The organism is Streptomyces sp. NPDC048248 (assembly GCF_043201875.1).
In the GTDB taxonomy this organism is placed as follows: Bacteria; Actinomycetota; Actinomycetes; order Streptomycetales; family Streptomycetaceae; genus Streptomyces.
On record NZ_JBICZL010000014.1, the window covers coordinates 21433 to 37735 of the forward strand.

General features: G+C 71.8%; 16 protein-coding genes. 6 read left to right on the plus strand and 10 right to left on the minus strand.

The features are described from left to right. Positions 1-168: 168 nt before the first annotated feature. Both ACGFZW_RS28295 and ACGFZW_RS28300 read left to right on the plus strand, forming a co-directional pair. The gene (locus tag ACGFZW_RS28295) at positions 169-1458 is read left to right on the plus strand and encodes a sensor histidine kinase (RefSeq protein WP_393896064.1); all 1290 of its coding nucleotides are present in this window, start codon (positions 169-171) and stop codon (positions 1456-1458) included. Then, a complete protein-coding gene (locus ACGFZW_RS28300) occupies positions 1455-2120 on the plus strand; it encodes a response regulator (RefSeq protein WP_393896065.1) in 666 nt (221 codons plus the stop codon). Before ACGFZW_RS28295 ends, ACGFZW_RS28300 begins: the two co-directional genes overlap by 4 nt. On the opposite strand, the gene ACGFZW_RS28305 is transcribed toward ACGFZW_RS28300, so the two are convergent. Beyond that, positions 2081-2344, minus strand: a complete 264-nt coding sequence (locus ACGFZW_RS28305; RefSeq protein ID WP_393896066.1) for a DUF6332 family protein — start codon at positions 2342-2344, stop codon at positions 2081-2083. The genes ACGFZW_RS28300 and ACGFZW_RS28305 overlap by 40 nt on opposite strands. Positions 2345-2455: 111 nt before the next feature. Between ACGFZW_RS28305 and ACGFZW_RS28310 the strand changes: the two genes are divergently transcribed. Together ACGFZW_RS28310 and ACGFZW_RS28315 are read left to right on the plus strand one after the other, a co-directional pair. After that, positions 2456-3229, plus strand: coding sequence for an IclR family transcriptional regulator (locus tag ACGFZW_RS28310; protein WP_393896067.1), 774 nt, complete (start codon positions 2456-2458; stop codon positions 3227-3229). A gap of 17 nt (positions 3230-3246) precedes the next feature. Further along, positions 3247-4071, plus strand: a complete 825-nt coding sequence (locus ACGFZW_RS28315) for an SMP-30/gluconolactonase/LRE family protein (protein WP_393896068.1) — start codon at positions 3247-3249, stop codon at positions 4069-4071. A gap of 327 nt (positions 4072-4398) precedes the next feature. Here the strand turns inward: ACGFZW_RS28315 and mmsB are convergent, their stop codons facing one another. From mmsB to ACGFZW_RS28360, 9 genes are all read right to left on the minus strand, one after another. Beyond that, positions 4399-5631, minus strand: a complete 1233-nt coding sequence (mmsB, locus tag ACGFZW_RS28320; RefSeq protein ID WP_393896069.1) for a multiple monosaccharide ABC transporter permease — start codon at positions 5629-5631, stop codon at positions 4399-4401. 8 nt (positions 5632-5639) lie between these two features. Continuing rightward, positions 5640-7175 (minus strand): multiple monosaccharide ABC transporter ATP-binding protein, encoded by a 1536-nt coding sequence (gene mmsA, locus ACGFZW_RS28325; RefSeq protein WP_393896238.1) that lies wholly within the window; start codon positions 7173-7175, stop codon positions 5640-5642. A gap of 59 nt (positions 7176-7234) precedes the next feature. Beyond that, entirely contained in the window at positions 7235-8344 is a 1110-nt protein-coding gene (gene chvE, locus ACGFZW_RS28330) for a multiple monosaccharide ABC transporter substrate-binding protein (RefSeq protein ID WP_393896070.1), read from the minus strand. Between the two features lie 2 nt (positions 8345-8346). Then, the gene (locus tag ACGFZW_RS28335) at positions 8347-9351 is read right to left on the minus strand and encodes a hypothetical protein (protein WP_393896071.1); all 1005 of its coding nucleotides are present in this window, start codon (positions 9349-9351) and stop codon (positions 8347-8349) included. Positions 9352-9493: 142 nt separating this feature from the next. Then, positions 9494-10546, minus strand: coding sequence for a zinc-binding dehydrogenase (locus ACGFZW_RS28340; RefSeq protein WP_393896072.1), 1053 nt, complete (start codon positions 10544-10546; stop codon positions 9494-9496). Positions 10547-10592: 46 nt separating this feature from the next. After that, positions 10593-11753 (minus strand): mandelate racemase/muconate lactonizing enzyme family protein, encoded by a 1161-nt coding sequence (locus ACGFZW_RS28345; RefSeq protein ID WP_393896073.1) that lies wholly within the window; start codon positions 11751-11753, stop codon positions 10593-10595. A 169-nt stretch (positions 11754-11922) separates the two neighbouring features. Next, positions 11923-12684 carry a maleylpyruvate isomerase family mycothiol-dependent enzyme gene (locus ACGFZW_RS28350; protein ID WP_393896074.1) on the minus strand — a complete coding sequence of 254 codons (762 nt, stop codon included), beginning with the start codon at positions 12682-12684 and terminating at the stop codon, positions 11923-11925. After that, complete coding sequence (locus ACGFZW_RS28355; protein ID WP_393896075.1) at positions 12671-13018, minus strand: SCO4225 family membrane protein; 348 nt, start codon at positions 13016-13018, stop codon at positions 12671-12673. Before ACGFZW_RS28355 ends, ACGFZW_RS28350 begins: the two co-directional genes overlap by 14 nt. Before the next feature lie 155 nt (positions 13019-13173). Continuing rightward, the gene (locus tag ACGFZW_RS28360; RefSeq protein WP_393896076.1) at positions 13174-14427 is read right to left on the minus strand and encodes an MFS transporter; all 1254 of its coding nucleotides are present in this window, start codon (positions 14425-14427) and stop codon (positions 13174-13176) included. 17 nt (positions 14428-14444) lie between these two features. Between ACGFZW_RS28360 and ACGFZW_RS28365 the strand changes: the two genes are divergently transcribed. Together ACGFZW_RS28365 and ACGFZW_RS28370 are read left to right on the plus strand one after the other, a co-directional pair. Continuing rightward, positions 14445-15665 carry an ROK family protein gene (locus ACGFZW_RS28365; RefSeq protein ID WP_393896077.1) on the plus strand — a complete coding sequence of 407 codons (1221 nt, stop codon included), beginning with the start codon at positions 14445-14447 and terminating at the stop codon, positions 15663-15665. Between the two features lie 214 nt (positions 15666-15879). Further along, positions 15880-16263: a PPOX class F420-dependent oxidoreductase gene (locus ACGFZW_RS28370; protein WP_393896078.1), complete on the plus strand. Its 384-nt coding sequence runs from the start codon at positions 15880-15882 to the stop codon at positions 16261-16263. The last annotated feature ends 40 nt before the right edge of the window (positions 16264-16303 follow it).

The following is a 16303-nucleotide window of genomic DNA, read 5'->3' on the forward strand; positions in this document are numbered from 1 at the left end:
CCACGGCCGCGTCCGCTGAGACCGCGCCTGCTGACACCGCGCCCGCTGACGACGACACCCAGTCGCCCGCCCTCCTGCCGCTCATCCCCGCCTACTCCCCCAGGAGTACGGCTGATCACTGCGTCGGGGGGACGCCGCCGCCGGTCGTTGCGGTCTAGCGTTACCGGCATGGACAACGCACGGCCGCAGTGGGTGCGGCGCGGTCTCGGTCGGCTTCGGGGCCGGTGGCCTTCACCCGCCCATGAGGAACCGAGAGGCTGGGCGGGTACCCGGCTGCCCTGGCTCTCGACGCTCGCCGTGACGGTCTTCGTCCTGGTCGGCTCCGGCTTCGCCGGGCACAACCAGCCCGATCGCGTCCCGCTCGATTCCCTCGGGCGGACCCTGTTGGTCGTGGGCGCCGTCCTGCTCCTCTTCCGGCACCGTTTCCCGCGCGCCGTCTGTCTCTGTGTGGCGGCGTCCGTGGCGGTGTACTTCGCCGCGGGCTTTCCGTACGGTCCCGTCTTCCTCCTCGTGGCGCTGGGGACCTTCGCGGCGATCGTCGCCGGGTACCGGGTCGTCGCCTGGAGCGCGGTCGCCGGGCTCTGGCTCAGTCATCTCCTCGTCGCCCACTGGCTCTACCGCTGGCTGCCGCCGCGCGACGGGCCGGCGCCGTGGAGCCAGGAACTGTTCATCGCCGTGCTGGTGGTGGCGGTGGTGGCCGTCTCCGAGCTGGTGCGGGTGCGCCGTGAGCAGCTCGCGAAGGCACGGGCCGAGCGGGCCGCCGCCGAACGGCGCCGGGCCGATGAGGAACGGCTGCGGATCGCCCGCGAACTGCACGACGTCCTCGCCCACAGCATCTCCGTCATCAACGTCCAGGCGGGAGTGGGGCTCGCCCTCCTGGACAGCGACCCCGAGCAGGCCAGAAGCGCGCTGAGCACCATCAAGTCCGCGAGCAAGGAAGCGCTCGGCGAGGTCCGGCAGGTGCTCGACACCCTGCGCGCCCGCGGTGCGGCGCCGCGCGCCCCCGCACCGGGTCTGGACCGCCTGCCCGAGCTCACCGAGCAGGCCACGGGGGCGGGCCTTGACGTGAGCGTGCGCACCGAGGGCCGCCGCGTCGCCCTGCCGCCCGGAGCCGATCTCGCGGCCTTCCGCATCGTCCAGGAGGCGCTCACCAACATCGTCCGGCACTCCGGCTCGCGCACCGCCCTGGTCCGGCTCGGCTATGCGCCGTCGGAGCTGGAGATCCAGGTCGACGACGACGGGCCCGCGACGTCCGAGGCGGGGGAGCCCGCCGGTGGCGGAAACGGTCTCGTCGGGATGCGGGAGCGGGCAGCGGCGCTCGGCGGAACCGTCGAGGCGGGCCCCCGCCCGGACGGCGGTTTCCGGGTCGTGGCGCGCATTCCGCTCGCCCCGGCCGAGAACCCGCCCGGGGGTGCGGATCCCGGTACGGTGGCCCCGACCGCCGAGGAGGAGTCGTGATCCGGGTACTGCTCGCCGACGACCAACTGCTGGTCCGCGCCGGGTTCAAGGTGCTGCTGGATGCCCAGCCGGAGATCGAGGTGGTGGCTGAGGCGGCGGACGGCCAGGAGGCGCTGGCCGCGGTCCGCGAACACCGCCCGGACATCGTGCTGATGGACATCCGGATGCCGGTGGTGGACGGGCTGGTCGCCACCCGTCGCATCACCGAGGATCCGCAGCTGGCCGACGTGAGGGTCGTCATGCTGACCACCTTCGAGCTGGACGAATACGTCTTCGAGGCGATCCGCTCCGGGGCGTCGGGTTTCCTCGTCAAGGACACCGAGCCGGAGGAGCTGGTGCGGGCGGTGCGCGCGGTCGTCGACGGTGACGCCCTGCTCTCGCCCGGGGTGACCCGCCGGCTGATCGCCGAGTTCGCGGCGCGCTCCAAGGAGCCGGCGGCGGCCGACGCGCTGTCCGTACTGACCGAGCGGGAGCGCGAAGTCATGGCGCTCGTCGGGATCGGGCTGTCCAACGAGGAGATCGCCCGGCGGCTGGTCGTCAGCCCGCTGACCGCCAAGACGCATGTCAGCCGCACGATGGTCAAGCTCGGCGCACGCGACCGCGCCCAACTGGTCGTGCTGGCCTACGAGTCGGGGCTGGTGCGTCCCGGCTGGCTGGGCTGAGCCCGCCGCAGCACCCACACCATGCGGACGACGCCCACCGCCCCGCCGAGGGCGCCGCTCACCGTCAGCCAGGGGCCTTTCCAGGGCGTGGGCAGCCCGCCCCAGAGCGACGGGCTGCCCACCGCCAGGAAGCAGATGCCGCCCGCGAACGCGGCGCTGAGAAGTGCGAAAACGATCTCGACGGTGAGGGCGTCCTTCTCGGACTGGCTGCGCGTGGGTGACATGACGCAAGTCTGCCCCCTGCATACCCATTGCCAGGGGAAGTGGCGCAAATCTAGCCTGTGTTCGTTATTTCGGCCGACAACCGGCCTATCGAACGAAGGAGGGGGACGCACATGGGACGACTGGTACCCGCGGTGACCCGGGCCCTGGACGTGCTCGAACTGTTCCTGGAGGGCGACGGCACACTGTCCGCCCCGGAGATCACCCGCAAGCTGCAACTGCCCCGTACCACCGTGCACGAGCTGGTCTCCACCCTCACCGCGCGCACCTACCTGGTGCCCGTACCGCAGCAGCCCGGACGCTACCGGCTGGGAGTGCGTACCTATCAGCTCGGCAGCCGCTACGCCGAGCAGCTCGACCTCGCCGCCGAGGGGCAGCGGGTGGCGCGTTCGGTCGCCGAGACCTGCGACGAGACCGTGCATGTCGCGCTCCTCGAAGGCGCCGACGTCATCTACATCGCGAAGGTGGACTCCACGCACGCGGTCCGCATGGTCTCGGCCGCCGGTCGCCGGCTGCCCGCGCACTGCACCTCCGTCGGCAAGATGCTGCTCGCCTCGCTGCCGGAGGACGAACTGACCGCCCGGATCCCGGACGGCGCCGAGCTGACCGCCATGACGGAGAACAGCATCACCGACCCCGCCACGCTGCGCCGGCACCTCGCCGCGGTCCGCGAGCGCGGAATCGCCGTGGAGCAGCGTGAGTCCAACGCCGACGTGAGCTGTGTGGCGGCGCCCGTGAGGGATTCCGCGGGGCGGGTCGTGGCAGCGCTCAGCATCTCCGTACCGATGGTGCGCTGGAGCGAGGAGCGGCGCACGGAGCTGGAGGAGCTGACGGTGAAGGGTGCCGGGGAGCTCTCCGAGGCGCTCGGGCACCGGGGCCGGCGGTGAGGCCGTGGGAGGTGGCCGTGGCAGCCGGTGCGCGCCTGGGGGAGGGGCCGACCTGGGACGCGTCGGCCCGGCGGTTGATCTGGGTGGACATACTCGCCTCCCGGGTGCACACCTTCGACCCGGCCACCGGCCGCCGCACGGTCCTGGCCACCGAGCAGCACGTCGGCGCGGCGAAGCCGCGTGCGGGCGGCGGCCTGGTGGTCAACCTCCGTGACGGCGTGGCCTGTTACGACGCCGATGGTGCGCTGCGCTGGCTGCACCGCGAGGTCGTGCCCGGCCGTCGCGGCAACGACGCCGGCGTCGCCCCCGACGGGTCGCTGTGGGCGGGCACCATGCGCTACGACGAGGCGCCGGGCGGCGGCACGCTGGTCCGCGTCGCGCCGGACGGACGGGCCACGCCACAGCTCTCCGGCGTCACCGTCAGCAACGGCATCGGCTGGAGTCCGGACGGCGGGCGCATGTACTACATCGACAGCCCGACCCGTCGGGTGGATGTCTTCGACGTCGGGCCGGATGGCGAGGCGACCGGTCGTCGTCCGTTCGTCACCGTCGAGGAGGGCGCCGGCTTTCCGGACGGGCTGACCGTCGACGCGACGGGCTGTGTCTGGGTGGCCCTCTGGGACGGTGCCGCGCTGCGTCGCTACGCCCCTGACGGGCGGCTCGACCGGGTGGTGGAACTGCCCGTACGGCGGCCCACGGCCTGTGCGTTCGGTGGCCGGGGCCTGACGGATCTCTATGTCACCTCGGCGAGCGAGGGGGTGGCGCCGGGCGGCGCGGCGGGAGCGCTGCTGGTGCTTCCGGCGGCGGGGGAGGGACTGCCCCAGCCGGCTTTCGCCGGATGATCCCGCCGCGGCTCCGATCGAGATCCCGAACGGGTTCGGTGGGTGGCAAAGCGGGGCAATTGTCCTGATCGGCCGGTGTGGTACACGGATTCGGCGCGAAGTGTTGACGGGGCATCAGTCGGAATCTATTTTCACGGCCGGAGTTCCGATCGCCGTTCGAGATCCCGAACGGTAGGACAAGAGGCCACCGCGAGTCAGGCGCCGGGCACCCGGCCGCGAGGGGGCGGCCGGCTGACCGCGCGAGGCCGTGGCCGCGGGGAATCCCGCGGCCACGGCCGGTGGCCCACTCCTGGGCGGGCTGCCGCCTCCTCGGGCGGCACCCTCCGCTCAGGAACCGACGCGCCTTTTGTTCCAGACGTCGAAGCCGACCGCGGCCAGCAGCACCAGGCCCTTGATGACCTGCTGGTAGTCGGTGCCGATACCGACCAGCGACATCCCGTTGTTGAGGACACCCAGCACCAGGGCCCCGATGATGGCGCCCAGGACGGTGCCGACGCCACCGCTCATCGAGGCGCCACCGATGAACGCCGCGGCGATCGCCTCCAGTTCGAAGTTGATGCCGGCCTGGGGCGTGCCGGCGTTGAGCCGGGCCGCGTACACACAGCCGGCCAGCGCCGCCAGGGTGCCCATGGTGACGAACACCAGGAAGGTGACCCGGCGGTCCTTGACGCCCGACAGCTTGGCGGCCGCCTTATTGCCGCCGAGTGCGTAGACGTGCCGGCCGACCACGGCGTTGCGCATCACGAAGCCCAGGGCGATCAGCAGCGCGCACATGATGAGCAGGACCACCGGCACCCCGTGGTAACCGGCGAGTGTCAGGGTGAAGGCGACCACCGCCGCCACGATCGCCGCGCACTTGAGCAGCCAGAGATTGAACGGCAGCACGTCCAGCTCGTAGGCCAGCTGCCTGCGCCGGTCGCGCCACTCCTGGAGGAGGACGAAGGCGATCACCAGCAGGCCGATGACCAGCGTCGGGTTGTGATACTGGGTGTAGGGCCCCATCTCGGGCAGGAAGCCCTGCGCGATGTCCTGGAAGCCGCCGGGGAACGGCGCGAGTGACTGACCCTCCAGCATGATCTGGGTCGCGCCGCGGAACAGCAGCATCCCGGCCAGCGTCACGATGAACGACGGGATGCCCACATACGCGATCCAAAAGCCCTGCCAGGCCCCGGCGATCGCCCCGATCAGCAGCGACACCACCAGGGCAACGCCCCAGGGCATGTCGTGCTTGACCATCATCACGGCGGCCGCGGCGCCGACGAAGGCCGCCAGTGAGCCGACCGACAGATCGATGTGCCCGGCGATGATGACGATCATCATGCCCATGGCCAGGATCAGGATGTAGCTGTTCTGCTGGACGATGTTGGAGACGTTGTTGGGCAGCAGCAACGTGCCGTCGGTCCAGATCTGGAACAGCACCACGATCAGCGCCAGCGCGATGATCATGCCGTACTGCCGCATGTTGGCACGCACGGTGTGCAGGAGCAGCGCCCCGGTCGATGGACGGTCCGCGCGCGGTGGCGGCGCGGAGCCGGTGGAGTGTTCGGTTGCGGTCGTCATGGGCGGCCTCAGCTCTTGTCCATGGTCATATGGCGCATCAGTGCTTCCTGGGTCGCGTCCGCGCGCGCGATCTCACCGGTCAGCCGGCCGGCTGCCATGGTGTAGATGCGGTCGCACATGCCCAGCAGCTCGGGGAGTTCGGAGGAGATGAAGACCACGGCCTTGCCCTGCGCGGCCAGTTGGTCGATCACCGTGTAGATCTCGTACTTCGCGCCGACGTCGATGCCGCGCGTCGGTTCGTCGAGAATCAGCACGTCGGGATCGGCGTGGATCCACTTGCCCAGCACGACCTTCTGCTGATTACCGCCGCTGAGCCGCCCCACCTGCTCCTGCACGGTGGGTGTCTTGATGTTCATCGACCGGCGGTAGCGCTCGGCGACCCGCCGTTCCTCGTGCTGGTCGACGATGCCGTGCCGGGCCATCGTCGGCAGCGAGGCGAGCGAGATATTGCGGTGGACGGTGTCGATGAGGTTCAGCCCGTAGGTCTTGCGGTCCTCGGTGACATACGCGATGCCGTGCGCCACCGCCTCAGGGACGGACCGGGCCGCCACCTCGCGGCCGCCCATGTGCAGTCTCCCGCCCGCGTAGCGACCGTAGGAGCGGCCGAAGACGCTCATCGCCAGCTCCGTGCGGCCGGCTCCCATCAGGCCCGCGATCCCCACGATCTCGCCGCGCCGCACATCCAGCGAGACGTCGTCGACGACCTTGCGCTGCTGGTCGATCGGGTGGTGCACGGTCCAGCCGGACACCGCGAGCGCCTTCTCGCCGGCGTCCGCGCCCTCGTAGCGGGTGCGATCGGGAAAGCGCTGGTCGAGGTCCCGGCCGACCATGCCGCGGATGATGCGGTCCTCGGAGACCTCCGGTGCGGCGTCCGGCGCGTCGCGGACGGTCAGCGTCTCGATGGTCCGCCCGTCGCGCAGGACGGTGACGGAGTCGGCGACCCGCCGGATCTCCCCCAGCTTGTGGGAGATGAGGATGCAGGCGATGCCCTGCTCGCGTAGCTCCAGGATGAGGTCGAGGAGATGCTCGCTGTCCTCGTCGTTGAGGGCGGCCGTCGGCTCGTCGAGGATCAGCAGCCGCACCTCCTTGGACAGCGCCTTGGCGATCTCCACCAACTGCTGCTTGCCGACGCCGATATCGGCGACCCGGGTCTGCGGCGTCTCGTGCAGACCGACCCGCTTGAGCAGCGCCGACGCGTGCCGCAGCGTCTCGCTCCAGCTGATGACGCCGCGGCGGGCGCGCTCGTTGCCGAGGAAGATGTTCTCGGCCAGCGACAGATACGGAACCAGCGCCAGCTCCTGGTGGATGATGACGATGCCGCGTTGCTCGCTCGCCCGGATGTCCTTGAACGCGCAGCGCTCGCCCTCGAAGAGGATCTCGCCCCGGTAGCTCCCGTGCGGGTGCACCCCGCTGAGGACCTTCATCAGCGTCGACTTGCCCGCGCCGTTCTCGCCGCAGATGGCGTGGATCTCCCCGGCGCGCACGGACAGGTGGACGTCGGACAGGGCGGTGACCCCGGCGAAGCTCTTGGTGATGCCGAGCATCTCCAGCACCGGGCCCGCCGTCTCGCCGCCGGCGGCGCGGCGCTCGCCCCTCACACCGGTCACTTCAGCTCACCGGCCTTGAAGTAACCCTCCTCGACGAGGAGTTCGGTGTTCTTCCGGTCGATGCTGACCGGGTCGAGGAGGAAGGCGGGGATCACCCGGGAGCCGTTGTCGTAGGTCGTGGTGTCGTTGACCTTCGGCTTCTTGCGGTGCAGCACCGCGTCGGCCATCCGGACGGCCTGCCGGGCCAGCTTGCGGGTGTCCTTGTAGACGGTCTGGGTCTGCTGCCCGGCGCGGATGGACTTGATGGACGCCAGCTCCGCGTCCTGGCCGGTGACCACCGGAAAGGGCTTGTCCGCCGACCCGTAGCCGACGCTCTTGAGGGCGGAGATCACGCCGATGGAGATGCCGTCGTACGGGGAGAGCACGGCGTCCACCCGCGCATCGCCGTAGTTCTTGCTGAGCAGGTCGTCCATCCGCTTCTGCGCGGTTCCGCCGTCCCAGCGCAGCGTGGTGGCCTGGTTCATCTTCCGCTGCCCGCTGCGGACGGTGAGCTGACCGCGGTCGAAGTACGGCTTGAGGACGGCCATCGCGCCGCTCCAGAAGTACTTGGTGTTGTTGTCGTCGGGCGATCCGGCGAACAGCTCGATGCTGAACTTGTCGTCCTTCTCCTCGTCCAGGTGCAATGCGTCGACGATGTACTGCCCTTGCAGCCGGCCGACGCGCTCGTTGTCGAAGGACGCGTAGTAGTCGACGTTCGGGGTGCCGAGGATGAGACGGTCGTAGGAGATGACGCGGATACCGGCCTCCTTGGCGCGGCGCAGCACGTCGGTGAGCGCGGAGCCGTCGATCGCCGCGACGACCAGCAGCCGGTGGCCCTTGGCGATCATGTTCTCCAGCTGGGCGACCTGGTTCTCGACCTTGTCGTCGCCGTACTGCAGATCCGCCGTGTAGCCCTTCGCCTCGAACTGCCGTGCCATGTTCCTGCCGTCGGCTATCCAGCGTTCGGAGGACTTGGTGGGCATGGCGATGCCGATGGTGCCGCCCCCGGTGCCGCCGGGCCGATAGCGACTGCCGCCCTTGGCCTCCTGGCCGCATGCGGTCGCCGAAAGGGCGAGCGCGGCCGCCAGGGCGATGGCGGGGATACGGTGAACTCTCGTCACACCCATGGTCAGTTGGTCCTCTCGGGAAGCGGGAACCGGCGCAGCTCACCGGGCAGCCGGGACCCCAGCGGCGACATCCCGCCGTCCGCGCCGAGACGGGCCAGCAGATCGAGCACCAGCCGGCCGCGCCGCACCCGTTCGCGTGCGCTGTTCAGCGCGGTCTCGCGCAGCTGCGCGCCGTAGGGGTAGATGCCGGGGGAGCGGCTCAGGCCGAACTTGAGATACAGGGGAGCGCCGCGCCGGATGAGCTGAGCGGCGTCGTACATGCGGATGTAGCCGCCGAGGTCGTCCGGAGCCTCGATGTAGAAGTCCATCGGCGCACGCGAGACCCGCCGGATCTGCGTCAGATGATCGAGGGTCAGGTCCGAGGGGACGTTGACGGAGTCCGCGCCCAGGCGCTCGTAGACCTCGTACGCGGCGGGGTTGACCGGCCCGATCAGCGCGGACACCTTGAGGGTGGTTTCGGCGGGAAGGGCGCCCTCGGTGCGCAGCCGGTGCAGCAGCCACAGCACACCCTCGTCCGCGACGAGCAGGCAGCGTACGCCGAGTTCCACGGCGCGCAGCGCGTCCTCCACACAGCCTGCGACGGCTTCCTGTCCCCGGGCGCGCAGCCCTCCGCCGCCGGAGTCGGAGCGGGTCGCCCCTCCGATGTCCCAGGTGCCGCGCGGGCCCGTGAACAGGCACAGCTCGGTGTCCCGTTCCGCACAGGACTCCACCATCTCCGTGATCTCCGTGTCACTGAGCATCCAGACGCCGCTGCCCTGGCTGACGCGGTGGATCGGTACGTCCAGCCGGCCGGCCTCCTTGAAGACGGTGGCCAGCGCCTCGGGCCCTTCCACGGAGGGGACTTCGGTGCGCCAGGTCCCGCCGTCGGGGAAGGCGTACGGGGAGGTGTCGGCCGGGTTGTCGGCGGGCGCGGCGTGCCCGAGCGGGGCGAGGACGTGGGCGGCGGGATGCCGGGGACCGGTGCCTGCGGCAGGCCCGGGCTCGGCGGAAGGGGAGGGCGTGGGCATGGGGCTCCTCGAAAGGCTGGGATGAGCTCGGGACGTCCGCGGACGCGCCGAGCGGGATGGTTCAACAGCAGCGTTCGATATTTCGTACGTCGTTCGGTTTTTCGTGCATGCCGACGGCGGCCGCAGAGCGGGGCGCCGCCGGTCAGGCCCCGGTGCTGCCGCCGGGCTCCAGCAGGACCTTGCCCACCGAAGCGTCACCGCCGCCCACCAGGGCGACGGCCGTGGCGTACTCCTCCAGCGGAAAGGCGTGGGTGATCAGCGGGGCAGGGTCGAGCAGCCCCGCGTCGAAGGCGCGCACGGCGTGCGTCCACGCGGCGGACGGTGCGCCGAACACGCTGTGCACGGTGATCTGGCTCATCGCGAGATGGATGGGGTCGATGCCCCGCGCACCGGGCGCGGGCAGGCCGACGAGGACGACGCGGCCACCACGCCGGGCCATCAGCGCCGAGGCGGCGGCACTGCCCTGCGCACCGGCCGTCTCCACCACCAGGTCGAATCCGGACGGCAGCCGGTCGTCCGCGGGGGTGTGGATCCGCGTCGCGCCCATCGTCAGGGCCTGCTCGGCGCGGGCCGTGCGGGGATCGACGACGACCAACTCCGAAGGGGAGGCGGCCGCCAGCAACTGGACCGCGAGCAGCCCGAGCGTCCCCGCGCCCACCACCGCGACCCGCTCGCCGGGCAGCGCGTTGCCCATCAGTGCCGCCGAGGCGGCCACGGCGGCCGGCTCCAGGAGCGCCGCGGCCCGCAGGTCGGCGTCGGCGCGCAGCGGGTGCAGCAGACGGGCGGGCAGCACCAGGGTGTCGGCGAAACCGCCGGGCTCGGTGAAACCGGTCTCGGAGTAGCCCGCGGTGCACAGGGAGGTGTCGCCGGCCCGGCAACGGTCGCAGGTACGGCAGTTGCGGAAGCCTTCGCCGACGACCTTGCGGCCCACCAGGGCCGGATCGACGCCGGGGCCCACCGCCTCCACCGTGCCGGACCACTCGTGGCCGGGCGTGACGGGGTAGCGGACATAGCCGGCCGGCCGCGCCCCGTCGTACACCTCGCGGTCGCTGCCGCAGATGCCCGCGGCCGACACCGCCACCCGGGCCTCGTCCGCGCCGGGCTCGCGCGCCGGGCCGACCACCAGCCGGTGCTGCCCGGGGCCGTCGAGGACGACGGCGCGGGAGAGACGGGAGACCCGGGAAAGAGCGGTCATGTCGCCACCGCCCGGCCGGGGCCCGGGGTGGTGGGCCGGGGGCGCCTCATGACCGCTTCCGGTCGGGATCGCGCTGCTCCCAGCCCTCGGCCCAGAGGTCGAAGCGGGCTGCCTGCTGCGGGAATTCGGCCGCCGCTTCGGTGTCCAGCTCCACGCCGAGGCCCGGTGTGTCCGACAACGGGAAGTAGCCGTCCACGACCTCGGGCGCGCCCTTCACCACCTTCTTGATCTCCGCGTCGGCGAAGTCGTTGAAGTGCTCCAGGATCTTGAAGTTCGGTGTGCAGCCCGCGAGTTGGAGCGAGGCGGCGGTCAGCACCGAGCCGCCGACGTTGTGCGGCGCCACCATCATGTAGTGCGTCTCGGCGGTGGCGGCGAGCTTGCGGGTTTCCAGGATGCCGCCGATGTGCCCGAGGTCGGGCTGGATGATGTCCGCGGCCTGCGACTCGAACAGCTCCCGGAATTCGGTCCGGTCGTGGATGCGCTCGCCGGTGGCCACCGGCAGATCCACCTTCCCGGCGACCTTGGCCAGCGCCTTGAGGTTCTCCGGCGGCACCGGCTCCTCCAGCCACGCGGGCCGGAACGGTGCCATCTCGTGTGCCAGCCGCACCGCGGTGGACGGACTGAACCGGCCGTGCATCTCCAGCATCAGTTCCCGCTCCGGGCCGATCGCGTCCCGGACCGCCTCGATGAGGGAGACGGCGTAGCAACTCGCGGCGTGGTCCAGTTCGAAGTGCCCGGTGCCGAACGGGTCGATCTTCAGGGCCTGGTAGCCGCGGTCCACCACGGCGCGGGCGGCGCGGTGATACGCCTCGGGGGTGCGCTCGGTGGTGTACCAGCCGTTGGCGTACGCCTTGACGCGGTCGGTCACCCGGCCGCCGAGCAGTTGCCACACCGGCACCCCGAGGGCCTTGCCCTTGATGTCCCAGCAGGCCATCTCGATGCACGCGATGCCGGACATCACGATCTCACCGGCCCTGCCGTAGTCGCCGTACTTCATCCGGCGTACGAGGTCCTCGACCGCGAACGGGTCGGAGCCGGCGATGTGATGGGCCTCGGCCTCGCGCAGATAGCCCACCAGCGCGTCCGTGCGGCCGAGCATCCGGGTCTCGCCGACGCCGGTGAGCCCTTCGTCGGTATGGACCTGCACATAGGTGAGATTGCGCCAGGGAGTGCCGACGACATGCGTGCTGATTCGCGTGATACGCACGGGAATTGACCCTTCGCCGTGTTCGATATTTCGTCACTCGTTCGAAATGGTGGCGTGACCGTAATGACGTGGCGAGAGCGGTGTCAATGGGTGTGCGTGGACAGCGCGCCGAACGACATCGCGGGCGCGGACACACCGGGGTGTGGCCGCGCCCGCGACGCCCGACATCTCAGATGCCGCCGCGTTCCTGCCACAGCCGGGCCGGCGCGTCATCGCCGGTGATCTTCAGGGTGTCCCACGGCAGGCGGTTCCACAGTGCCAGATACAGCTCCTCGGCCGACCCCTCGATCGTGCAGTCCGCCGGAGGCCCGGCCTCGCCCCGCTCGGCGTCGGCGCCCGTGCGCACCGTGCGCGGCGGTGCCTGGGAGAGGTGCACCGTCCATTCCGCTCCGGCCTTGTCCGTCGCGCGCACCCGCAGCGTCCTGGGCACCTCCGTACGGACCCGGCTGCGGTCCCGGGAGTGGAAGCCGGACAGCAACTCGTCGATGCCGTCGACGGCGAAGGCGGACGGCAGGGGTGTGAGGGAGGCGCCGGCCGCCTGCTGGGCGTCCACCCGGTGCACCGATGTCTCATGCGCCTGCCGCCGCGCCCAGAACGCCAGCGGGGACGGGGCGTCCAGGAACGTCCAGGCCGTCAGGTCCGCGGCGGCGGAGTCCAGCGCCAGCACGAGGTGGTGATGGCCTTCGCGCAGCCAGCTCACGAGCTCTTCGTCGTCCATCGCGGGCGCCTCGGCCGGCCGCTGGGGCTGCTCGATGCCCTTCGTGACGAACTCCGTCGCCCAGCGGTGGATCTGCCCGATATGGGTGACCAGGTCCCGCATCTGCCACTCCGGACAGGCCGGAATCCGGGCCTCGGGCCCGGCCTCTTCCGCGGCGTTGGCGAGCAGCGCCCCGTCCAGCCGCAGCGTTTCGACGAACTCAGTGATCTCCATGCCGACGAGTGTGCCAGCCGGTACCGACAGTGGACCTCCTCGGGCCCCGCAGCGCACGGTGGGCCAGCCCCAGCAGCAGGGCGTTGACCAGGGCCGCAAGGGAGGCCGCGGCCATCAAGTAGGCGTCCGGGGCTCCCGATCCGCCCCAGAGCGCGTCCCCCGCGAGCCACAGTGGGAAGATCGTCGGCGCGGTGAGCAGGAGTGCCCAGACACCGGAGAAGGAGGCGTCGGCGGGATCCGTGACCAGACCGTCGAGCACCGCGAACCCCACCGCGGCGAGCACCAGAGCGAGATATCCGAGCGACACCGGGTTGCCGAATGTCAGGCGTGCCACCCGGCGCGGTGCGCTCCGGCCTTCGGGCGATGCCGCCGATCCCGTCGTCCCGGGCGAGTCCTCTTCCATCGCGCTGCCCCCTCCGTCGGCCACGCCGCACGCCGGGATCGTCCCGCGTACGGACGTACGGTGCGCGTACCCCGGGCCCGCGCGAATCACTCCCGCCCGGTGTGGTGCACCCCACGGGTCGTATACGACAGAAGCACCGCGACCGCGGCGAGCACCGCCACGGACGTCAGGGCCGAGGGAAGGGTGAATGCCTCGGCCAGGAAGCCGATGGCGGGCGGGCCGAGCAGCATGCCGCCGTAGCCGACGGTGGATGCCACGGCGACGCCCTGCGGGCCGCCGGCCTCGCCCGCCCGCGCGATGGCGACGGGGAAGATGTTGGCCAGCCCCAGGCCGGTGATCGCGAACCCGGCGCAGGCCGCCCAGGCGGTGGGCGCCCACGCTCCCAGCAGCATGCCGGCGGTCGCCGTCGTGCCGCCGGCGATCAGCGCGCGAGCCGGCCCGAAGCGCTGGACCACCGCCGTCCCCGACAACCGCCCGATGGTCATCGCCAGCGCGAACACCGCATAGCCGGCGGCCGCAAGGCCGGGCCCGGCGTGCAGATCCTCCGACAGATGCAGCGCGCCCCAGTCGGCCATCGCGCCTTCTCCGTACGCCGTGCACAGTGCGAGCAGTCCGAACCCGAGGACGGGGCCGGAGAGCCCGCCCGTACGGTGCGAGCGGCCGCTCCCCTCGGGCCCCGCGCCGACGCCACGGTCCTCGGCGGGCAGCCGCTGCGGGACGTTCGGTGCCGGGTGAGTGCGCAGCGCGTGACCGGCGAGGGCCGTCACCAGCAGTCCGGTCACCGCGAGCAGCAGCAGATGGACGGTGGGGGACACCCCTCCCGCGATCAGCCCGCCCAGCCCCGCGCCGAGCATGCCGCCGAGGCTGAAGGCGGCGTGAAAGCTCGGCATCACGGGGCGCCGCAGTGCGGCGATCAGGTCGACGGCGGCGCTGTTCATCGCGACGTTGAGCGAGCCGTAGGCGGCGCCGAAGACCAGCAGCACCAGTCCAAGTGCGGTCGCCGAGTGGGTGAGCGGGGGCAGCACGATGCTCAGCGACAGGGCCGCGGCCGAGGCGATGGTCACGGCATGACTGCCGAACCGGCGGCACAACCGGCCCGTGATCAGCATGAAGGCGACCGCGCCCGCCGATACACCGAGCAGCGCGAGCCCGAGGGTGTTCGCGCCGGCGCCCGTCTGCGCCTTGATCGCCGGAATGCGGACGACCCAGCCGGCGAAGAGGAAGCCGTCCACCGCGAAGAACGCGGTGATCGCGATGCGGAGCCGGACCAGCCGCGGATCGGTGGCATGCTGGGGTCCGGCACGGAAAAGAGCACTCCGTGTTTTGTTCAGCAGTGGCACAAAGTCAGAATAGAGCCGTGACCCAGACTCGGACAACCAAGCTGGAGCGGGGCCGTGGCGCCCTCGGACCCGCACTGGAGCTCGTACACACCCGACGCGCGCCCACCCGCGCGGTCCTCACCTCCGAACTCGGCGTGACCCGCGCGACGGCCGGAGCGGTGGCCGCCGAACTCGAAGCGCTCGGCCTGATCACCGTCGACTCACGGCCGACCGCCATCGCCGGCTCCCAAGGCCGCCCCTCCCACCGGCTGTTCATCGACGAGCGCGGCCCCGTCGTGCTCGCCGCACAGATCCACGCCGACGGCTACCGCGTCGCCCTCGTGGGCCTGGGGGGCCGTATCGCGGCGACCGCGACCGGCCGTGGCGCCATCCCCGCGGACCCGGCCCACGTCCTCTCCGACGTCGTCGCGACCGGCTCGCGGCTGCTGCGCGAGACCGGCCGGCGCTGCCTGGGCGCGGGACTCGCGGTGCCCTCCGCCGTCGCGGAACCGGACGGCGAGGCCCTCAACCCGCTGCACCTCGCCTGGCCCTCCGGCGCGCCGGTACGCGAACTCTTCCTGCGCTCTCTCGCCGACGCGGGCATCCCCGGCGTGACCGAGCAGATCGGCTTCACGGGCAACGATGTCAACCTCATGGCGCTCGCCGAGCACCGCCACGGCGCCGGCCGCGGCGCCCGCGACCTGCTCTGCGTGGCGTCCGGCCACCGTGGTGTCGGCGGGGCACTGGTGCTGGACGGGCGTCTGCACAGCGGCAGTTCCGGCCTCGCGCTGGAGGTCGGCCACCTGACCGTCCACCCCGAAGGCGCGCCCTGCCACTGCGGCAGCCGCGGCTGTCTGGACGTCGAGGCGGACCCGCTCGCCTTCCTCGGCGCCGCCGGCCGCGAGGCGGGCCCGGAGGTCTCCCTGCTCCAGCAGGCCGTCGATCTGCTGCGGCACGAGTACGCCGACCCGGCCGTACGCGGCGCCGCCGACCTCCTCATCGACCGGCTCGGACTGGGCATCGCCGGCCTCGTCAACATCCTCAACCCCGACCGGATCATCCTCGGCGGGCTGCACCGCTCCCTGCTGGAGGCCGACCCGGACCGGCTCCGGGCGGTGGTCGCCGACCGCAGCCTGTGGGGGCGCAGCGGCGGCGTGCCGATCCTGCCGTGCAGCCTGGACCACAACAGTCTTGTCGGGGCCGCGGAGCTGGCCTGGCAGCCGGTCCTCGACGATCCGCTGGTGGTCGTCGAGCGGTAGCCGGGCGCGGCGTTCCCGGGGTGCGGCAGCAGACGGCCGGCCCAGGGGTGCCGCCCAACTCCTGCCCGGCCGACGGAGTCCGGCGGTGCACGGGACGGCACGGCACGGCACCGCACGGCACAGCAGGCGCCGGAGCGGCGGGACCGGCGAGCGCCGCCGGCTGTGGGGCAGCGGGGGACGTCGGCAGCCTGAGGACACCCTCTAGGCTGCGGCCATGATTCCCGAAGCGATCGCCCGCAGCCCCTACGTCAGCCTGGTCACCTTCCGCAGGAACGGCACCTCGGTTGCCACCCCGGTCTGGGCGGTCGCCGAAGGGGAGGAACTGCTGGTCTGGACCCGGGACGACAGCTGGAAGGTCAAGCGGCTGCGCAACGACTCCCGGGCGACCGTCACCCCGTGCGACGTCCGCGGCCGGATCGCCGAGGGCGCGCAGACCGCGGAGGGCGCCGCCCGGCTGCTGGAGGGCAAGGCCGAACTCGGGCGGGTGCGCAAGGCGATGGCGCGCAAGTACGGGCTGCGGTTCCGGCTGATGGACACCGGTGGCGCGCTGCTGCGCGGGGGCAAGCGGCCGCACGTGGGGATCTCCGTCAGCCTCTGAGCGGCACCCGGGCGTGAGCACCTCGGGGCCACTTGGGACC

Coding starts and splice junctions, on each gene's coding strand:
- ACGFZW_RS28350 (WP_393896074.1), bottom strand. CDS start 12,684: ATGGAGATCACTGAGTTCGTCGAAACGCTGCGGCTGGACGGGGCGCTG.
- ACGFZW_RS28340 (WP_393896072.1), bottom strand. CDS start 10,546: ATGACCGCTCTTTCCCGGGTCTCCCGTCTCTCCCGCGCCGTCGTCCTC.
- ACGFZW_RS28305 (WP_393896066.1), bottom strand. CDS start 2,344: ATGTCACCCACGCGCAGCCAGTCCGAGAAGGACGCCCTCACCGTCGAG.
- ACGFZW_RS28310 (WP_393896067.1), top strand. CDS start 2,456: ATGGGACGACTGGTACCCGCGGTGACCCGGGCCCTGGACGTGCTCGAA.
- ACGFZW_RS28370 (WP_393896078.1), top strand. CDS start 15,880: ATGATTCCCGAAGCGATCGCCCGCAGCCCCTACGTCAGCCTGGTCACC.
- chvE (WP_393896070.1), bottom strand. CDS start 8,344: ATGGGTGTGACGAGAGTTCACCGTATCCCCGCCATCGCCCTGGCGGCC.
- mmsB (WP_393896069.1), bottom strand. CDS start 5,631: ATGACGACCGCAACCGAACACTCCACCGGCTCCGCGCCGCCACCGCGC.
- ACGFZW_RS28295 (WP_393896064.1), top strand. CDS start 169: ATGGACAACGCACGGCCGCAGTGGGTGCGGCGCGGTCTCGGTCGGCTT.
- mmsA (WP_393896238.1), bottom strand. CDS start 7,175: ATGCTCGGCATCACCAAGAGCTTCGCCGGGGTCACCGCCCTGTCCGAC.
- ACGFZW_RS28335 (WP_393896071.1), bottom strand. CDS start 9,351: ATGCCCACGCCCTCCCCTTCCGCCGAGCCCGGGCCTGCCGCAGGCACC.